At 36.5% G+C, this 19,296-nt stretch carries 17 protein-coding genes and 1 rRNA gene; 2 read left to right on the top strand and 16 right to left on the bottom strand.

The window, feature by feature from the left end; translation table 11 throughout:
* Nucleotides 1–69: 69 nt before the first annotated feature.
* Nucleotides 70–597: a gamma carbonic anhydrase family protein gene (locus J663_RS04560; protein WP_081404643.1), complete on the bottom strand. Its 528-nt coding sequence runs from the start codon at nt 595–597 to the stop codon at nt 70–72.
* Between the two features lie 22 nt (nt 598–619).
* A complete protein-coding gene (locus J663_RS04555) occupies nt 620–1,246 on the bottom strand; it encodes a CoA pyrophosphatase (RefSeq protein ID WP_014208431.1) in 627 nt (208 codons plus the stop codon).
* A gap of 114 nt (nt 1,247–1,360) precedes the next feature.
* On the opposite strand from J663_RS04555, the gene J663_RS04550 reads away from it, so the two are divergent.
* Nucleotides 1,361–1,909: an NUDIX hydrolase gene (locus J663_RS04550; protein ID WP_014208430.1), complete on the top strand. Its 549-nt coding sequence runs from the start codon at nt 1,361–1,363 to the stop codon at nt 1,907–1,909.
* Nucleotides 1,910–1,966: 57 nt separating this feature from the next.
* On the opposite strand, the gene J663_RS04545 is transcribed toward J663_RS04550, so the two are convergent.
* From J663_RS04545 to J663_RS04520, 6 genes are all read right to left on the bottom strand, one after another.
* Nucleotides 1,967–3,889, bottom strand: coding sequence for a hypothetical protein (locus J663_RS04545; protein ID WP_033848134.1), 1,923 nt, complete (start codon nt 3,887–3,889; stop codon nt 1,967–1,969).
* A gap of 18 nt (nt 3,890–3,907) precedes the next feature.
* Nucleotides 3,908–5,134, bottom strand: coding sequence for a putative pilus assembly protein FilE (gene filE, locus J663_RS04540; protein WP_033848132.1), 1,227 nt, complete (start codon nt 5,132–5,134; stop codon nt 3,908–3,910).
* Nucleotides 5,128–6,792, bottom strand: coding sequence for an OmpP1/FadL family transporter (locus J663_RS04535; RefSeq protein WP_033848131.1), 1,665 nt, complete (start codon nt 6,790–6,792; stop codon nt 5,128–5,130). The genes filE and J663_RS04535 overlap by 7 nt, the downstream gene beginning before the upstream one ends.
* A gap of 12 nt (nt 6,793–6,804) precedes the next feature.
* The gene (locus tag J663_RS04530) at nt 6,805–8,013 is read right to left on the bottom strand and encodes a transporter (protein ID WP_068972711.1); all 1,209 of its coding nucleotides are present in this window, start codon (nt 8,011–8,013) and stop codon (nt 6,805–6,807) included.
* A 44-nt stretch (nt 8,014–8,057) separates the two neighbouring features.
* Nucleotides 8,058–8,891 (bottom strand): C39 family peptidase, encoded by an 834-nt coding sequence (locus tag J663_RS04525; RefSeq protein ID WP_033848128.1) that lies wholly within the window; start codon nt 8,889–8,891, stop codon nt 8,058–8,060.
* 290 nt (nt 8,892–9,181) lie between these two features.
* Nucleotides 9,182–10,030: a DUF6160 family protein gene (locus J663_RS04520; RefSeq protein ID WP_033848126.1), complete on the bottom strand. Its 849-nt coding sequence runs from the start codon at nt 10,028–10,030 to the stop codon at nt 9,182–9,184.
* A gap of 356 nt (nt 10,031–10,386) precedes the next feature.
* On the opposite strand from J663_RS04520, the gene J663_RS04515 reads away from it, so the two are divergent.
* Nucleotides 10,387–11,739, top strand: a complete 1,353-nt coding sequence (locus tag J663_RS04515; protein WP_033848124.1) for an anthranilate synthase component I family protein — start codon at nt 10,387–10,389, stop codon at nt 11,737–11,739.
* 3 nt (nt 11,740–11,742) lie between these two features.
* Here the strand turns inward: J663_RS04515 and hisC are convergent, their stop codons facing one another.
* The 8 genes from hisC to rrf form a co-directional block, all read right to left on the bottom strand.
* A complete protein-coding gene (gene hisC, locus J663_RS04510; protein ID WP_033848122.1) occupies nt 11,743–12,828 on the bottom strand; it encodes a histidinol-phosphate transaminase in 1,086 nt (361 codons plus the stop codon).
* Nucleotides 12,829–12,897: 69 nt separating this feature from the next.
* Nucleotides 12,898–14,187 (bottom strand): histidinol dehydrogenase, encoded by a 1,290-nt coding sequence (gene hisD / locus J663_RS04505; protein ID WP_033848119.1) that lies wholly within the window; start codon nt 14,185–14,187, stop codon nt 12,898–12,900.
* Nucleotides 14,188–14,293: 106 nt separating this feature from the next.
* Nucleotides 14,294–14,977 (bottom strand): ATP phosphoribosyltransferase, encoded by a 684-nt coding sequence (gene hisG, locus J663_RS04500; RefSeq protein ID WP_005071248.1) that lies wholly within the window; start codon nt 14,975–14,977, stop codon nt 14,294–14,296.
* Nucleotides 14,977–16,233 carry a UDP-N-acetylglucosamine 1-carboxyvinyltransferase gene (gene murA, locus J663_RS04495; protein ID WP_002115380.1) on the bottom strand — a complete coding sequence of 419 codons (1,257 nt, stop codon included), beginning with the start codon at nt 16,231–16,233 and terminating at the stop codon, nt 14,977–14,979. The genes hisG and murA overlap by 1 nt, the downstream gene beginning before the upstream one ends.
* Nucleotides 16,234–16,239: 6 nt before the next feature.
* Nucleotides 16,240–16,491 carry a BolA family iron metabolism protein IbaG gene (gene ibaG / locus J663_RS04490; protein ID WP_002115399.1) on the bottom strand — a complete coding sequence of 84 codons (252 nt, stop codon included), beginning with the start codon at nt 16,489–16,491 and terminating at the stop codon, nt 16,240–16,242.
* Between the two features lie 138 nt (nt 16,492–16,629).
* The gene (gene hpf, locus J663_RS04485) at nt 16,630–16,968 is read right to left on the bottom strand and encodes a ribosome hibernation-promoting factor, HPF/YfiA family (RefSeq protein ID WP_005071251.1); all 339 of its coding nucleotides are present in this window, start codon (nt 16,966–16,968) and stop codon (nt 16,630–16,632) included.
* A gap of 167 nt (nt 16,969–17,135) precedes the next feature.
* The gene (locus J663_RS04480; protein ID WP_032070537.1) at nt 17,136–18,584 is read right to left on the bottom strand and encodes an RNA polymerase factor sigma-54; all 1,449 of its coding nucleotides are present in this window, start codon (nt 18,582–18,584) and stop codon (nt 17,136–17,138) included.
* A gap of 389 nt (nt 18,585–18,973) precedes the next feature.
* Nucleotides 18,974–19,088, bottom strand: a 5S ribosomal RNA gene (rrf, locus tag J663_RS04475).
* Nucleotides 19,089–19,296 lie beyond the last annotated feature (208 nt).

Below are 19,296 nucleotides of genomic sequence, written 5' to 3'. Positions count from 1 at the left end.
GAGTTGTTCTCTTGCTAAATAAAAATGCCAAGCTTGTGCTTGGCATAGAAAATAACTTATTAAAAGATTTTAAAAGTGAAACTCTTTTAAATCTGCATAGCTCTTAAAGTGTTCAGCATAATGTAATGCGCTCAAACGTATTTTCGCTGCCCCATCTTCATCTAAAGTTTTGATAATTTTGCCTGGTGAACCCATCACCACAGAGTTATCTGGAATCACCTTCCCTTCAGGAATTAAAGCATTAGCACCGATAATACAATTTTTACCAATCACAGCCCGATTTAAAATTACGGCGTTCATACCAATCAAACTATTATCACCAATCGTACAACCATGCAGCATGACTTTATGACCGACTGTGACATATTCACCAATGTTCAACTCAAGGCCCGCATCGGTATGTAGTACAGAATTTTCCTGAATATTAGAGAAATCACCAATTCGAACTACACAGTTATCGGCACGAACTACCGCTCCAAACCAAATACTGACCTGACGGCCTAATTCCACTTGCCCAATCAGCGTTGCTGTTGGAGCAACCCAACCATCCCATGGCTCATGTAAGGCTTTTGGGTGCTGTCCTTGATAGCTATACATCATAATTTATCAATCCTGATCTTTATTTTTTATGAGAAAACTTTGGCATTCCAAAGGTTGGTGAGTTGAGTAAAAATGGCCAATCTTTTTGATAACCTAGTCCATATTTAAACAGAGCAACTAACATACGAGCAGTTAACCCCCAAATAATTTCATTATCAATCTGTAAGCTTGGGAAATATAAAGACTGATGAGCATATCGAACTTCATAGGGTGTCGGACGCGTCTCGATCAGTTGCTGTAACGGAACAAAGAAAATTCGATCAATTTCGGTAGGCTGAGGTATTAAAGTCACCTCTGGAGGAATAAGTCCAACGATCGGCTTTACAGACAAACCGCTTCTTGCACGCTGCATCGGCAAATCACCTAACAACTGTACATCAAACGGATTTAAAGCTGTCTCTTCTTGAGCTTCTCTCAACGCTACAACAATATTACTGGTATCACTAGGATCACGCTTTCCCCCAGGAAAAGAGACTTCCCCCGCATGGTTGTTCATATGTATTGAACGGCGTGTAAGCAGTACCTTAGGATCATTCTCATTCGTAATGGCAATGAGTACTGCAGCTTGTGCTTCTTGTATGCGGGTGGAAAAGCGCAATCTTTGCTGTAACTTTTGTGTTAGCAAGTGCTCTTCCATACCATTCACCTATTATTTTGTCTCTCTTTGCATCATATCTGAAAATCAAAGTTAGGGAATAGAGTTGATGCGTAAGTCTAAAAATTCAGTTATGCTGAGGCATCTCTATACTCGATGATAATTATGAGTTTCTGTGTAGCGTGTGGGCATAAAACCGAACAAAAAATTCCTTTAGGTGATCATAAAGTACGCCGTGTTTGTACTCATTGTGGAAATATTCATTATGAAAACCCCAAAGTAATCTGCGGTGCCTTAGCGTTATGGGAAGACAAAGTATTACTCTGTCGTCGTGCGATTGAACCTCGTTATGGTTTATGGACTTTGCCTGCTGGCTATATGGAATTGTTCGAAACCATGGAGCAAGGTGCAGCACGCGAAACTCGAGAAGAAGCAGAAGCCGAGATAGAAATAGAACAACTGTATTGTATGTACAATATTCCGCGTATTGGTCAAATTTATGTACTGTTCAAAGCACAGCTGAAAGATGGAATTTTTGGTGCAGGTGAAGAAAGTATCGAAAGTCGTCTGTTTGAAGAACATGAAATTCCATGGGCAGAACTAGCCTTCCCTAGTGTTGAACACACTTTAAGACATTATTTTGAAGATCGTAAGAAACAAGTTTTTCCAACACATCTTGAAACTTTGGGTACTCGTTTAGACCATACAGGTTAATCAGTTAGATAATAAAAAAGACCGCTTTCGCGGTCTTTTTTTATTCTGTTTAATATTTTATGACTTAGTTTTAATTGCCTTACAAGCTGGAATAGACTGATCAGCAAGTTTAATAGTTACTGTTCCTGCAATACGTTTTGCTAATGCTTTCTCGTCCTCAGTTGGGGTTAATTTTGTAACGTTATTATATCTATTTTGTGCAAATGCATGCTCATTAAACCAACTTGCTAACTCTTTTGCACCATTATTTAAATTAATACTATTATCGTCCACTTTATTTGCTAATAGATTAAAGAGATTTAATTTCGCTGTACCAGCAGATGGTAACGTAAATGTCACACCTACCATAGCACCATTAATATTTGCAAATTTTGGATTTGATAAAATCATACGAATAAAAATAGATTGGTCATTTTGTGTAGGCAGATCTAATGTAGCAGCAGTCGTACCAATACGATATTGTCGAATACCATTGCTATCAATTAAAGTCGCATCAGATACAGTAGCACATTGTCCCGACATGTCAGTGGGAGTAGCATTCGGCTTTATATCTGTTCTAATATCGCCATTTTCATCGATCACAATACCTAAACTTACAGGTTGTATCCCTGATGTTGCAAAGTTGAATGTTAAAGTCGCATTTAATGGAAAAATATAATTCTCGCCAGCTTTAACATTTCTCGCAGTTTTAAAAACGCTTTTTTCTAAATAGCTAATAGGATATTCTTTAACTATGTCTAATACGCCATTATAAGTTTCACCACCAACACTTTGACGCCATAATCCGTAATGTTTTGGGTTTCCTGTACTTAATTGTGTTAAACCTTTATAAAAAGTTTCTGTTCCAGCTACAGCATAATTATTAATAAACTTCCCTTGGTAGATCTGTAAATCTTCATTTATGTCATCGGATATACTTAAACTAAGCGGAGTATTAGGTTGTATCTCTCGACTAATCGGATCAATCCAATTTTTTTGTGCATTAGCGGTCATTTTAATAGGTTTTTCTTTTTCTAAAAGTGCAGCAGCGTATTTCACATTGCTGCCTTTCCATTGCAACCCATATCCCAAACTATAACCTTGTCGATCAGATATTAAATACATTGAATTAGCTGCTCGACGTAAAGTAGTTGACTCACTTTCACAGTCTTTTATAGTACTGTTACATCCTCTAAAAGCTCTAAGTATAGCAAGGTCAAATCCTTCTAATACTCCCGCATTACTTAAATTTGTCGTCTGTACTACTAGTCTATATGCGTCATCATCAGAAATTTGGCTTACATCTAACCAAGGCTTAAGAATACTTACATAAGCCCCACTTTGAAAATCTGCTGCTGTTATACTCTGAGAGAGCTTCGTAAGCTGAGCTTTTTTCTCATCTGTAACATTTGTTGGTTGTATATCTCCAATTAGATTATCGTTATTTTCCACACCAATACTTTGAAAGATTTTAATTAAAGCCATTGCCACTTTAATAGTTTCATCATTTTTATCTAATGCTACTGGTGTTTTTCCTGTAATTCCTGTAGCTAAGTCTAATAGTCTTAAATATACTGGCCTAGACATCTGTGTGGTCCCGTTATTACCAACCACTGTATATTTTCCAATCGTGTCTAACTTCACATTTCCCAAGAAAATTTGCTTACTATCTTTGCCTTGAAGATAAAAACGAGCTGTATCACCCGTTTTACAAGAACCAATTACTGCATTTTGCGAAAGTTTAGTTGCAAAATGTTGACCTGGAGCACTACTACAATCAAAATTTATACCTTCAATTGGGTAATCTAATGCAAACTCTAGGCAAGTAAAATCTCTATTATCTGTGTTACTTACAGATGGCTTACAACTACCAGAAGTCAAAGGACCACCACTATTGCCTGCATTCGGGTTTTCATTAATATTTGAACTACCACCTCCACAGCCATTTAATATAATAACCAGTGTAGTTAGAGCGAAAGGCCATAAAATTTTTTTATTCATTAGCTATCCTACTTATTTTTAACGTAATACCGAAATTTGAACTTGTCCCTGATTTGTTAAATCTTTTTCCTCTACATCAACAGCAGAGGATAATGGTGTCATCATTATATATTTTGCTGAAGGGGGAATTTTTAAAACCCCTTGAATCGACGAGTGTTGTAATATAGTAGAAGGATATGATTTACTCTTAAATCCACTAACTCCTTCTAAAATACAACCTTTATCATTTAAAAACACGACTAAAGGCCAGTAATACACAGGTTTCTCGTTACTAGCAGCAAATGAAGTAAATTTTAAATGCTGAATCGAAGGATTTAATTGGACTACCTCATATTCAAATTTTTCTTTTAATGGCTTACGAGGCCACAAATTTACTTCTTTATTTATACTGAGTGTTTTAATTGACTTAGTGTAACCTTCAATAAAACACTTATCTCGCTCAAAAGCTGACTCTAAATCTTGTGGAGATAAACGCATATATGTTGGAGATAATACAACCGCAGATTGATCATCTTGAGTATGTCTATTAAAAAGCTGATCTAGAGTCGAACGACTTACCCCTTTTTTCCTCTCTACTGATTCAGTTCGTCCTAGTCCATCTGGCATAATATAAAATCGCTTTTTACCTTCGATATTAAACTCTTGATCTTCAAGATATTCATTATTTACGTATTCCACACCATCAATAGTTGTAAACTTAGCCTTATCTTTTAAAGACTCTAACGAGGATGGGGCTTGGGAAGAACTTCTTACTGGTGGTGGAACAAGCTTTTTTTTCCATTCATCATTAGGAACTGATTGGAATTTTTCTTTTTCAATAGATTTAGGTTTCGTCACAGGTACATTTAATTCGCTAACACTTATAGCACTTTCCTTAGTATCTTTAGGTGCAGTTGGTGCAGTTGGTGCAGTTGGTGCAGTTGGTGCAGTTGGTGCAGTATTTAATTTTTTTTGCTCTTTTTGTTCTACATTTTTCGGTAAAACTATTTTTTTATTTTCTTCAGAAAATTTTTGAGTAGAAATAACCATAGTCTTATTCGGTAAAATTTGTGTTGGAGTTTCAATTTTAGAAATAGACTGTTTTTTTTGGTTAATTTCCTTACTAGGTACAATCATAGGCCTTCCATCTGGACCAATAATTGTATAGAAACCATCGGCATAAACCACTGAAAAACTTGCTATCCCAACACATAAGGCAGAGATAACAAGTTTAGGTCGAAACATCCTTTTATTCTTTTTTACCATTTTGTTCTGTAACTCAAACCAAGTACTGTAACTTTGGTATTTGTTTTAATATCTAAACCCGCATAAGGGTTTAACAAAATATTATTCACTCCTGTCAAATTACCTAAACTACTTGTATTGGCAGGGATATTATCGCGACTACGGAGAAAACCGACTGAAAGGTCTAAATCCGTATCTGTATCAAACCGATAGCCAACCCCTAAACCAAATAACTGCGCATTATTAATTGGAATCATAATATTACGCTTATCATTTGGGATAGCACTTGCCCGAGGTTCATAACCTGCACGTAATTTCAATCGGTCTGTAGCAGAATACTCTAAACCAACCCCCCAACTCCAGGGTGAGGTAAATTTTAATGGTAATGCTAAAGAACTATCGGCGACATCATTAGATAATAGTTTAGCTACTTTAAGTAATGAAATCTGGCGATCAAACTCAAATTTAAATTTATCCCATGCTGAATAATCTGTCCATCCAACATCAAAGTTAATCTGCAAGTCTGGTAATATCTTGTATTTAATACCTGCTTGAAAATGTGCCGGATATTCCAAATCCATAGCAAGTAAACCTGATTCTACGTCAGGAATATAACCTGGTAGACCTAAAATAGCAGAGGCTAATTGCCCTGTTAAAGAGGAGTTCATACCTGCTAATAATTGTTGAGGAGCTTTAGCATTATTGATTAAGTATTTTCCCTTTAAACGCATTTTAGCTGCACTTTGATAAACCATACCAAAACCAAAATCATCGGTCGGTTCCCAGAGTAATCCTAAGTTGTAACTAGGACTTAAAGATTGTTCTAATGAAACATCTAAAGCCCCCATTTTATTAAATGGATTTAGACCTTCTTGGGTATCACAAATACCTAATAATATTAATTTAGTAAAAATATCATCATTATCCTTAAAAGGTCTACAAACAACTTCATCTACCATACGCAATACACCAACCATTTCATTAGGGAAACGTAGGTCAGTATTTAATGCAATCGCATTATAAGACATGCCAATCGATGCACCAATTGACAAATGATCATTGACTTGGAAACCAAAAGATGGAGATAAATAGGTAATGCGCTCTACAGCAACTTGTTGTCCCATATAGTTACTAGGGTTGCCATTTTCTGACCCGAAACCAGCTACTAGGGGTGCGTAAATTGCTGTCGCATAAGTCACTTTTGAACCTGGTGGTTTGTAAGCAATCCCTGCGGTAGGAGCAACTAATGGATACCCTTCGCCTAAATCAACAATTTTTTTAAGAATTGGTACGTATATGCTGGCATATTCAACATCACCGCGAACAGGTCCTTTAAAATCTGTACATATACCAGCTGAAACTTCAGGCCCATCATTACATACTAGCGGATCATCTGAATAACCAAAAACGTTATATCCAGGTGGAGCAGAATACTCTCTCTGAATATCAAAGTTTGCTAAAATTCCTTGTACATCTGTCTGCAAGCCGTCAATTTTAGCTAAAGCTGCTGGGTTAAAGTGAACTGCACTAATCCCTGGGGGATCTGCTGTCACAGCATTTCCCATAGAGAGTGAACGAATATCAACTGCTAGGTTTTGTCCTAATTGAGCATTGGCAAAGCTAGAGAAACCAGAGAGCACAATTGCCGCTGTTAAAGGACATAGTTTAGGGTATTTCACCTGCCTATCTCCTTATTTTTGCTTTTTGCCAAAACCTAAAATATCTAACGGGAAAGATAAACCAAGAGAAATATCCGGTGCATCTTCGGTTAAACCAATACCTACTGTCCCATTAACAATTGTTTCAGGAGATACACGTACTCCTAAAGCAAAAGATAACATTGCGCTACTTTGGTCTGGTGACTGATACGATTCGTCTCCATTATTAAATTCAAACTCAGCATCCATGTTAAAGCTTTGTTGATATGACATGGTTAATGACACATCATAATTAAACGAATAAGCGAAACCGAATGAAAATCCTCCGCTAATTCCAGGGTCAAAGCTAGTTAAAATACGTTGTCCATTTTCATCATTACCCCCACCTCTGGCTTGATTTAAACCTGTTTCTTTAAAACCATAATTGGCAGAAACTGAAGCAAAAAGAACGACGGGATCAATATATTTTCGAGTACTCGCTCCCACCCCAACAGAGTAATAACCTTTACCAGTAGAAAGTTCATCCAAGCCTATTTCATATGGACTATCACCCGTTTTTGTTGAGAGACTACCAAAAAGAACTAATGGTAAACGTCCTTGCTTTAAAGGGAATGGCTCCCAACGGGCTCCTAAAGAAATATCACCCAATCCAGCTGTTGTCTTATCTTTAATAATTTCAGATTTTGCGACAAAAGGAAGAGTTGCTGAGAAAGTTAAGTTATCTAATAAACCATACTGAACAGTAAAACTATTTGTTAACGTATGGTTTGCATCCTCTTCAATTCTTAATCTATTTAAACGTGTAGAACTACTATCTAGCGCTGCATCAATTCGTGTATCACGATAATAAGTATAATCAAGGTCATAATAAGAAGAGATGACTCCTTTTTTAATTAACGAATATTGGCGTTCATTTGAAGTAAATACTTCTTGCAAATTCGTCTCTTGAGTTGCATCACCCTCTTTTTTCTGCAGTGCAGTTGCAGCTTGATTAGCTCCTGTATTTGCTGAATTAACAGGAGCAGGTTCAGTAGTTACAACGTCTGTGGCTTGAGTTGTACTCGCTTCTTGAACTGAATCTGTTGCCGATGTTACTACTGATTCTGTACCCGCGTCAGAAACAACTGCGGTGTTTTTTGCTTCAGCTTCAGTTTGTGCGACTTGGTCATTTGCATAAACTTTCCCTGTAATGGCACTTATACTTAAGGCCAACACACTCATCTTTATCCATTGATTTTTCATATTTCTTCCCACCCAATGTATTTATTTTACTGAATTCAAATTAACTATTTACGTTTATAATAAAGACGCATATAGGTTTCTATTGGTTGATTATAAGTTGATGAGTTTTCATCAATATCTAAAACACGTCTCATCGTAGAAGCTTTATTTGCTAAACGATCATAATTAAATGTTGGATACTGCACATCCACAAAAGCATAGCGGTTAACAGTCGCATCTTCTACGTGGCGCATATCAGCTTCTTTTAAGGCTAATAGATCTTTGCGCTGGGATTCAGGAACCGAAATGACAAACAACGTATTATTATCCCAAACATCTTTAAAACGATTTTCATCAAAGCTGATATTTCCTAATGCAGGATCAGCTACATACACTCGTCCATCTTTATAAGCTTTATATACGACAAAATGTTTAAAACCAGCATAAGAAATAGGAACAATTGCTGGCTGACCAAGTTTAATTAAGTCAGAGAACTCCCCACGATAGCCCCCACTATCTAAACCAATAGCGGTTACGAAACGCTTCATATCAAGTAGTGAAAAGCTACGGCGTTCAATAATTCGTTGATACTCACCATACTGAAGTAAACCACTCATTGTTTGTTGTTCAGTTAAGCTTGTACCTACATAACCATTCAACAAAGTTGTAAGTGCAGCTGAACCACAACTATAGTCATATGCTTGACGAACGATACCGCGAAATTGATCTTCTACGGCAGGGTTGATTGTGACTGGTTCAATATGATTTCGATGAAATGATAAATTACGTGAATCGGCAGTCTCTGTATAATAAACAGTTCCCGGCGGCTTTTTTTCTATTTCGAAGGCTTCTGTCGCAAAGTAATACATCAATGCTGAGCCTAAAACTATCTCTAACATAAGCACTTGGTCTAAATGGTGGCCTAACCGGCCTTATTCATTTTATTCTTAGAGCAATAGCTCTACATCCCTGTGTGTTGAAGATACCTTTTTTTTCTGTAAAAAACAGCTTTTTTTTAATCTTTTTGATGAATGTATAGTTCTACTTTAATTAAACTGTTAAATAAATCTCATTTTTAAGTATTAGTATCTTTAATATATTGAATATATATAATAATTTTATTAATTTTTATAAAAATATTATTAAAAAAGCGCGTATTAAACGCGCTTTTTTTATTGATATTTTAAAATTAGTGGCCTGAAATTGTAATTGTAGAAGTACCTACATTTAAACCTTGAATTTCTAAGTCACCAATTGATGCATTATTAGCCGCGCCTAAATGCACGCCTTGTGCATAGACATTCATGCCTTGAGCACTATTATTTTGGATTTTTAAGCCAGTTGGTACTACAGAAATATCTGCATTCACGTCTAAATCACCAGTAGTATTACCAGCACCACGTACCATCACTTTGTCTAGGACAATTTTACCGCCGCCAGCAGCATCATTAATACCAAAGTTAGATAGTGTTAAACCACCTTTTAAGCTTGAATTTACTTTGATCATTGCACCTTGTGGAGTAGCGCCTAATTGAACATTCGCTGAAATCTGACCTAAAGATAAATCTAAACCAGAGATAATTTCAGTCGGAGCTGTTTCTGTAATACCACGTACAGCAGTAGTTTCATTCAAAGTACCCGAAGTACCAACACCAATTGAACCAACATGAATATCAACAGCACCTACTGTTGCGGCTACGTTTAAGAAAGCACCATTTGAGCCCGAAGCACCATTTGTATCAATTGCTAAATCTAAAAGATTACCTGTACCTGATTGCTTAAGAGTAACGCCACTAATTGCAAGTGCACCTGCAGTACCTGAAGCGCCAGTAATACCTGTTGATGAAGCCAAACCATCATTATCGTGTAGATATAATTTATCGATAGAAACACCGGTAGAACTTAAAGCGATGCCGATGTTAATACCATCTTGACCAGTAGCAGCACTAAGCGCAGCATCGTCCATTGACTGCATTGCCATTGCATTTGCGCTGATAGCTAAAGAAGAAACTAAAGCAAGTTTAGTAAACATTTTCATTGAGCACTCTCCCAAGAGCATTTATTTTTTGACTTAACCACTCTCATTGTCTCAAATTGCATTTTTCTTTATATGGCAACCGAAACTTCCAATCCTTGAGTAGTTTTGCTTAGCAATTACTAAATTACATCTACGTTAATTTTTGTTCAACTAGTGTTGTGCATTTTTTGCCAACTACCCGATAAACGGTACACTCAAGTTTTTCTACACAAACCTTGCTAAAAACAATAAATTCTAAGTCGAAAATTTCGTTCATTTTATCAGCAAAAAGTTTAGTACTTAAAAGACTTTCTCCTGATGAAGTACAACTTATAGTAAACTAACTACTCTCTCATTAAACACTCTTTTATTTAAAAATGTCTCAGTTAAAGAAAAAAATCTCTTTATATAGTAAAAATGCTGCCGATATTTTAAAAAAATTAGATGGTTTAACTGGGCTTATTTATTTAAATGACAATAACAACCCAACTATTGGATTTCTTCCACAAGATTATATTATTATTCAAAATGAAAATTATTTAGAGTTTGAGCGCCAAAATTTCAACGAATATAAAAATAGATCAAAATCAAATCAACTTTTAAATTTCATTCAATTTAAAGAAAACAATTTAAGTAAAGATATTAAATCAACAACAAGTTTTATAGGTGGTTATATTGGCTTTATCAGCTATGATTTCAGTGCACATCAATTTATTAATGGGCAAAATCATATACAACCGTCTCTATTCCTAGGCCAATATCGATCTTTTTTAAAATATATAGATAATGACTGGTACTTTTTTAGTGATGAAGAAAATGCAATTGATCTATTCTCATATATTGAAAATAAAATAGAGAATTATGGCTCCAACAACTCTAAAAATACATTTGAATTAAAAACTACTATTCAACCAAGATGGTCTAAAAAACAATATTTCGATGCTTTCTATAAAATACAAGAGTACATTAAAGCTGGCGACTGCTATCAAATTAATTTAACCCAAGAGTTTAAAGCTAAATTTTCAGGATCCTTATTAAATAAAGCTGAAGATCTATGGCAACTTACAAATGCTCCATATGCAGGTTATTTAAAATTAGATGATTTTGAATTATTAAGTTGCTCTCCCGAGCTTTTCATCGAATTCAATCAAAATAAACAAATCAAAACTAGACCTATTAAAGGCACAATGCCTCGCTATGAGAATGCAGAAAAAGATTTTATTTCTAAACAAACCTTAAAAAACTCTCAAAAAGACCAAGCAGAAAATGTGATGATTGTCGATTTATTACGTAATGATTTGAGCATTTATGCCAATACAGGATCTGTAAAAACAACAAAATTATTCGAAATTGAAAGTTTTAATCAAGTACATCACATGGTAAGCGAGATCGTTGCGACCCTTAAAGATGATATCAATCCTATGCAAATGTTGCTTTCAGCCTTACCAGGAGGTTCAATCACAGGAGCTCCCAAAATTCGGGCAATGCAGATCATTGAAGAGTTAGAGGAATCAGCAAGAGGTGCATATTGCGGCACATTGGGCTATTTCAATTTTGATGGAACAGGACGCTGGAATATTCTCATCCGTAGTTTTCAACAATATCAGAATCAGCTTTCTTTATGGGCAGGTGGTGGTATTACAATTGCATCAAATGCAGAAGCAGAATATCAAGAAAGTCTTGATAAAGTCTCTGCTATGCTGAACTTGATGAACAGCACAGCAGAGTAAAATTTAGAGAATATCTTCTTTTAATGTCTGTACTAAACGCTCATTTTGCTCATCAGTTCCTACAGTAATTCGCAAGAATTGATTAATACGAGGCTTATTAAAATAGCGCACAATAATGCCCTGCTCACGTAATTGCTGTGCAAGCTGACCTGCATCATGCGACGGAGGTGAAGCAAAAATAAAGTTTGCTTTAGAAGGTAAAACTTTAAAGCCCAAAGCAGTTAATTCATCTACTAGCTTTTCACGACTAGAAATAACTTTTTGACATTGTTCTTCAAAATAAGTTTGATCTTCAAAAGAGGCTACCGCTGCTGCAATTGCAAAGCGATCAATAGGATATGAGTTAAAACTATTTTTGACAGCTTCAAGTGCAGCAATTAAATGAGACTGAGCAATCGCGAAGCCAACGCGTAAACCTGCAAGAGAGCGAGATTTTGAAGTTGTTTGACACACAACCAGATTCTCATAGCGATTTACTAAACTCACTGCTGATTCTGCACCGAAATCAACATAAGCCTCATCAATGACAACCACCCGATCTGGATTCGCTTTTAAAATTTGTTCGATTTCTGGTAAACCTAGTGCAATACTTGTTGGAGCATTAGGGTTTGTAATAATAACCCCACCATTTGGTTGCACATAATCTTTAACTTCTATCTCAAAATTATCATTGAGTGGGATTTCTTTAGTCTTTGTACCAAAAAACTGACTATAAACTGGATAAAAGCTATAAGTGATATCTGGATAAAGAATTGGTTCATCTTGAAGAAAAAATGCTTTAAAAATATGAGCAAGTACTTCATCTGAGCCATTACCAACAAAAACTTGCGAAACTTCAATATTTTGTTGCTTAGCAATCGCATGTTTTAATGCCGTAGCATCTGGGTCTGGATATAAACGCAATGCATCAGCTTGATGAGTTAAAACAGCTTGAACTGCTTCAACTACTTTTGGTGATGGCGGATATGGATTTTCATTTGTGTTGAGTTTCAATAAATTCTGAATTTTAGGCTGTTCGCCAGGAACGTACGGCTCTAACTCACGAACTTCTGGACTCCAAAAGCGCATTTGTGCTGTAGATAAAGTCATGGTCTTATCTCAAAAAAGGGCTGAAAATCAGCCCTGAGTAATAATTAAAAAACTACAAGGTTTATAAGCTTATTGATAACGATAGCGAGCTGAGCATGCATGGGCATCTAAGTTCTCTTGGACAGCTAAGATGTCGGCTGTTTTGGCTAACGATTTGACTCCATCTTTCGAACACATGATTAAGCTCGAACGTTTTTGGAAATCATAAACACCTAATGGAGAAGAAAAACGAGCAGTTCCAGAGGTCGGTAATACATGGTTTGGACCTGCACAATAGTCACCAATTGCTTCAGGTGTATAGCGCCCCATGAAAATTGCTCCAGCATGGCGAATATCTTCACTCATAGCCTCGGCATCATCTAAGCAAAGTTCCAAATGTTCTGGTGCAACTTGATTAATCAAATCAATTGCTTCTGCACGGTCCTTTACTAATACCAAAGCACCACGGTTTTCAATCGAAGTTCTCGCAATGTCTGCCTTTGGCAATTCATTTAAATGGTTTTCAATTGCCAACTCTACCGCATTAAGCAAAGCTTCATCAGGAGTAATGAAAATAGCTTGAGCAACTGTGTCATGTTCAGCCTGAGATAAAACATCCATAGCTAACCAATCTGCATTATTTTCACCTTCTGCATATACTAAAATTTCAGAAGGTCCAGCAATCATATCAATACCAACCTGACCGAATACAGCGCGTTTGGCAGCCGCCACAAAACGATTTCCAGGGCCAGTAATTTTATCTACAGGTGGAATAGTCTGAGTACCATAAGCAAGCGCTGCTACAGCTTGAGCTCCCCCAATAGTGAATACTCGACTCACTCCTGCAAGGTAAGCCGCAGCTAGAACCAATGGATTTAGTTCACCGTTTGGTGCAGGAACAACCATAATAATTTCAGGTACACCAGCAACATGGGCTGGCACTGCATTCATTAAAACTGAAGACGGATAAGAGGCTAAACCACCTGGTACATAAATACCCACACGGTCTAGAGGTGTGACTTTTTGTCCTAATGTATTACCCAAATCATCTATATAAGTCCAGCTCTCTTGTTTCTGAGCTTCATGAAATGAACGAATACGCTTTGCAGCTAACTCTAGAGCATCACGAATTTCTGGGCTTAAATTATCAAAAGCAGTTTTAAGTTGTTGTTGAGATAATTCTAAATCTGAAAATTGATGCGCAGGATGTCGATCGAACTGTTGAGTAAGCCTTAAAACATGATCATCACCATGCTGACGAACATCAGCAATAATTTGATCTACTGTTTGCACTAAATTAAGATCATTTACAGTTTCAAATGCTAAAAGCTCAGCAAAAACCTGTTTGAAGTTCTGATCTTGAGTCGATAAACGTCGCATCAATTTACCCACAAGGCGAAAAAGAAAAACCAAGTTTACTCTTTTTCTAAGCGCTTGTGGGCATCATCTGAAGCAACTATCACAAAAGCATGATGGGAAATTGCTTTTAACGTGATTGAACGGCTTGCTCAAGCTGTGAAATGATTGGATTTAATAGAGTTTGCTTACGTTTAAAACTAGCTTTATTTACAATTAAACGTGAAGAAACTTTGCAAATTTCCTCTAATGGCTCAAGACCATTCGCTCTTAGCGTATTACCAGTGTCGACCACATCGACAATGTAATCACCCAAACCCACCAAAGGCGCTAACTCCATAGAACCATAGAGTTTGATCACATCGACTTGCTCACCTAAGCTTGCATAATACTGACGTGTAAGATTGACGTATTTCGTGGCAATTTTTAAACGGCCTTTTGGACGTTCCATTCCCACTTTACCAGCAGTCATTAATTTACACTTAGCGATTTTCAGGTCAAGTAGCTCATATACATGCTGAGCGCCATGTTCCATCAACACATCTTTGCCTGCTACACCTAAATCTGCTGCGCCATTTTCTACATAGGTAGGCACATCAGATGCACGTAAAATCAAAATACGTACTTGCTTATGCGTAGTAGGAAAAATCAGTTTGCGGGACTTTTCCGGATCTTCGAGCAAATTAATACCCGCTGTAGCTAGTAAAGGTAACGTCTCTTTTAAGATACGTCCTTTACTGAGTGCCAAGGTCAAACCATGATCAAAATTGCCCATCACATCAAAATTAGGATCATCGTTTCTTACATCATTCATTAACTTACTCGCTTAATTTTGGCACCTAAACCTTGAAGTTTCTCTTCGACATGCTCATAACCACGGTCAATATGGTAGATACGGTCAATTAAGGTATCTCCTTCTGCCACTAAAGCTGCCAAAACTAGAGAGAACGAAGCACGCAAATCTGTTGCCATTACAGGTGCAGCCTGTAAAGTTTCTACTCCAGTCACGACAGCATCATGACCTTCAACCTGAATATTAGCACCCATGCGTGACAATTCAGGAACATGCATAAAACGATTTTCAAAAATCGTTTCAGAGATAGTTGCAAATCCACGACCAATAGCATTTACAGCCATAAGCTGAGCTTGCATATCTGTTGGAAACTCTGGATGTGGCAAAGTTCTAAAACTTACAGCTTTAGGGCGTTTGCCTAACATATCAAGCTCGATCCAGTCATCACCACGAGTGACTTCGGCACCCATTTCTTCAAACTTATCCAAAACAGATTCAAGTAATGCAGGGTCGGTATGTGTAGTTTTGACACGACCGCCCGTAATTGCCGCAGCTGCCAAATAAGATCCCGTTTCGATACGATCAGCTACCACAGCATATTCACAGCCATGCAAACTTTCTACTCCAGTTACAACAAGAGTATCAGTATCAAGTCCTTCAATCTTAGCGCCCATTTTAATGAGCATTTGAGCAAGGTCAGTGATCTCAGGCTCACGAGCTGCATTACGAATAGTCGTAACACCATCAGCCAGTGCAGCAGCCATCAAGATGTTTTCAGTACCACCTACGGTAACCATATCAAAAACAACTTCGCCGCCTTTTAAACGACCTTCAACTGAAGCATGGACATAACCATTTTCAACTTCAATATGTGCACCTAAAGCTTCTAAGGCTTTTAAATGCTGATCAACTGGACGTGATCCAATTGCACAACCACCTGGTAAAGAAACTTTCGCATTACCGTAACGCGCTAATAATGGTCCTAAAACCAAAATTGAGGCGCGCATTGTTTTTACTAGTTCATATGGAGCAAACTGATTATCTAAAGTAGAGGTATCAGCTTTTACTGTGTCATTTTCATAGCCGATTGTAACCCCTAAACCACCAATCAACTTGACCAAAGTATTTACGTCTTTAAGATTTGGAACATTAGTGATCGTAATTGGAGAGTCTGCAAGAATAGTTGCAGCAAGTAATGGTAAAGCTGCATTTTTAGCACCAGAAATGCGCACTTCCCCGTCGAGCTTAACACCACCCGTAATTAAAAATTTATCCATTAATATTTAAGCTCCGAAAAGGCTTGCTTTACGCCATTCATCTTTGGTCATTGCACGAATTGTTACCGCGTGAACTTCGCCACTTGCAATATAAGTATTTAATGGTGCATAAACTAATTGTTGGCGAGCAACAGTACGCTTACCGTCAAATTGATCATCCACAATACGGAGGTCAAATTTTCCGGCCTGTCCGCTCACCGCTACTTCCGCTTCAGGGAAAGCTTCTTTTAAAATTTGAGTGAGCTGTTCACTATTCATTGCAAAGACCTCTGACACAACCTAAGGTGTAAAACGAAGTATTTTACTATAACTTTTTCAAAGAATTCAGTACGTGTTTATATTTTATCAATAAAAAAGAGGCTATGTTTCAAGCCTCTTTCAATTATATAAAACTTATTAAATAGAAACAGCAACTTGCGAATAAGTGCACTGCATTTTCCGATATTTTAATAATTGTTTTTTTAATTTTTCAGTTAGTTTTTTAATTGAAGTATACATATCATCAGCAGTTGCCTGAGCAAATAACTCAATTCCCGGCAATCTTACAATAGCCTCTGCAACATGGTTCGAACTACCTTTATGAGAGCGCTTATCAATTTGATGATCTTTTGTTAATTTAATCTGCATACTATTCACCTGATCTAAGTGTTTTGTTAACTGATTAAATTTTGATTTAATATTTTCTTCTATAGCTGGTGTAATTGCTAAATGATGTCCACGAATCGTTATTTGCATAATTCTATCCCTCACCTTTTTTAGGTTATCTAAAGAAGAACTAAAACGATTTAATGCTATCAAAAAGAAAACTTGGAACAATTAAACCATTTTAGTTACTCTCTTGGTGAAAATGAAATTTCATTATTTCTTCATAATGAATCTCTAGAATAGCCATACTTCAAAATTCAGATCAAGACTTTTCTTTCAGACGATGAAGGAATATGTAACGATTCTCGATATTTTGCGACCGTTCTTCGAGCCACTTCAATTCCCTCATCCTTTAACAATGTAGCAATTACATTATCTGACAAAGGCTTACGTGGATTTTCATTTGCGACTAGTTTCTTAATCATTGCCCGAATTGCGGTGGAAGAGGCCTCTCCTCCTGCTGTTGTTCCTACATGGCTAGAGAAAAAATATTTCAACTCAAATAGACCACGAGGCGTAAGCATATATTTATTTGTAGTTACACGAGAAACTGTAGATTCATGCAATTCGACTTCTTCTGCCACGTCTCGAAGAACTAGCGGCTTCATCGCTTCCGGGCCTATTTCCAAAAAAGCTTTTTGATGCTCTACGATACAAGAAGCTACTTTTAATAACGTTTTATGCCTTTCATCAATACTTTTGATAAAGTTTTTCGCCTCAAGCATTTGGTTACGTAAATATAAATTATCCTCACTCTGATCTGCTCTACGAATCATACTAGAGTAAAAAGAATTAATTCTTAATTTAGGAAGTACATCTGGGTTTAGCTGACCCTGCCAATGTAAATCTTTTTTTGAAACCACTACATCGGGAATTTGATAATCAGATTCTTGCTTATCAAAATCCATACCAGGGTAAGGTTTTAACGTTTTTAAAAGATTGATTGCAAATTTTAATTGGTCTTTCGTTAAACCAGTTTGTTTGAGTAGTTTATTAAGATCATTCGCTATCAAAAGCTCATAATACTGTAATAGATTTTTTGCCTCATTTAGATATTCAACATCTTTTGGTAGAAATTCGAGCTGTACCTTTAAACATTCCGCTAAATTACGCGAACCAATCCCTAAAGGATCAAGTCGTTGAATGTGTTTTAAAACAACTAAAACCTCATCTTCTTCGATCTCTTCCTCAATATCCATTTCATTCAATAATTGTTGTGCCGCTAAAATTATTTCTTCAATTTCAGCATCTAAAAATCCCTTATCATCTAATGCATCAACAATACAATAAGCAATTAATTGATCTATTTTAGAAAAATGCAAAAGATTAACTTGTTCTAGAATATGTTCCTTTAGGGATAATTGAACTTGGCGATTATCTTCTCGCTCTTCAAATTCTGGAGTAGCCAAAGCTGTTGATTGATGGGTATAAACATCATCCCACTCAGTATCAACGGGTAAATCATCAGGCAAATGGTCTGCATTTAGCTCAGTCGTTAAGTCATCTGATTCTTTATTTTCTAATGCAGCCAGACTCTCCGTTAGTGATTCTTCTTCTATTTTTTCAAGTAAAGGATTACTATCTAGTTGAATCTGAATTTCCTGTTCAAGCTCTAAACTAGAGAGTTGTAACAAACGAATCGCCTGCTGCAATTGAGGTGTTAACGATAGAGAATTCGCTACTTTCAATCCAACAGATAATTTCATATATTTCATTTTCCATAAAACAAGCAAAAATCATGCCTATTCAATATTTATAACATATAGTTTCTATTTGTCATACATATCCAACTGAAATTTGTAGAAGAAAAAAGAGATTTTTCCAATTATAAAAATAATCTTATTAAATTAATTCTATCAAACACGGTTCTCATATAAAGTCAGACACGAAATCTTGTTATAAAAAGTTAATTAGGAGGAGCTAGCCCTCTTTTAATTTTGTTTAATTGATTACTCTTCAAGTGTATAGTTTTTTTCTATTAAATTTAAAGTTTTCAACTCATAGCTTACTATCTATTTTATATTTATTCCCCCAAATATATTTTAGGCATAAAAAAACACCCCCATTCATTGGAACGGGGGTGTTTAGAATAATGAGCTGGCGATGACTTACTCTCACATGGGTAACCCCACACTACCATCAGCGCTAAGAGGTTTCACTTCTGAGTTCGGGAAGGGATCAGGTGGTTCACTCTTGCTATGGTCGCCAGCACAACTGTTTATGGATACTTGCTTCGTTTTATTCACTGTGTGATACGTTGCGTTTTCCAAATCTTTACAGATGGGCTGATTGGTCTGATTTTCGTTGTTCATTTTAGCTAAGTGTTTAACTAAATCAAGTTGCTTTGCATATTTATGAATCGATTGATGCTTCATATACAACTGCTTGGGTGTTGTATAGTCAAGCCTCACGAGCAAT

The sequence above is a fragment of the Acinetobacter sp. 826659 genome (assembly GCF_000588515.1).
GTDB classification, from domain to species: Bacteria; Pseudomonadota; Gammaproteobacteria; order Pseudomonadales; family Moraxellaceae; genus Acinetobacter; species Acinetobacter pittii.
The sequence above is the reverse complement of the archived record's forward strand: the minus strand, read 5'-3'. Positions and strand labels throughout refer to the sequence as shown.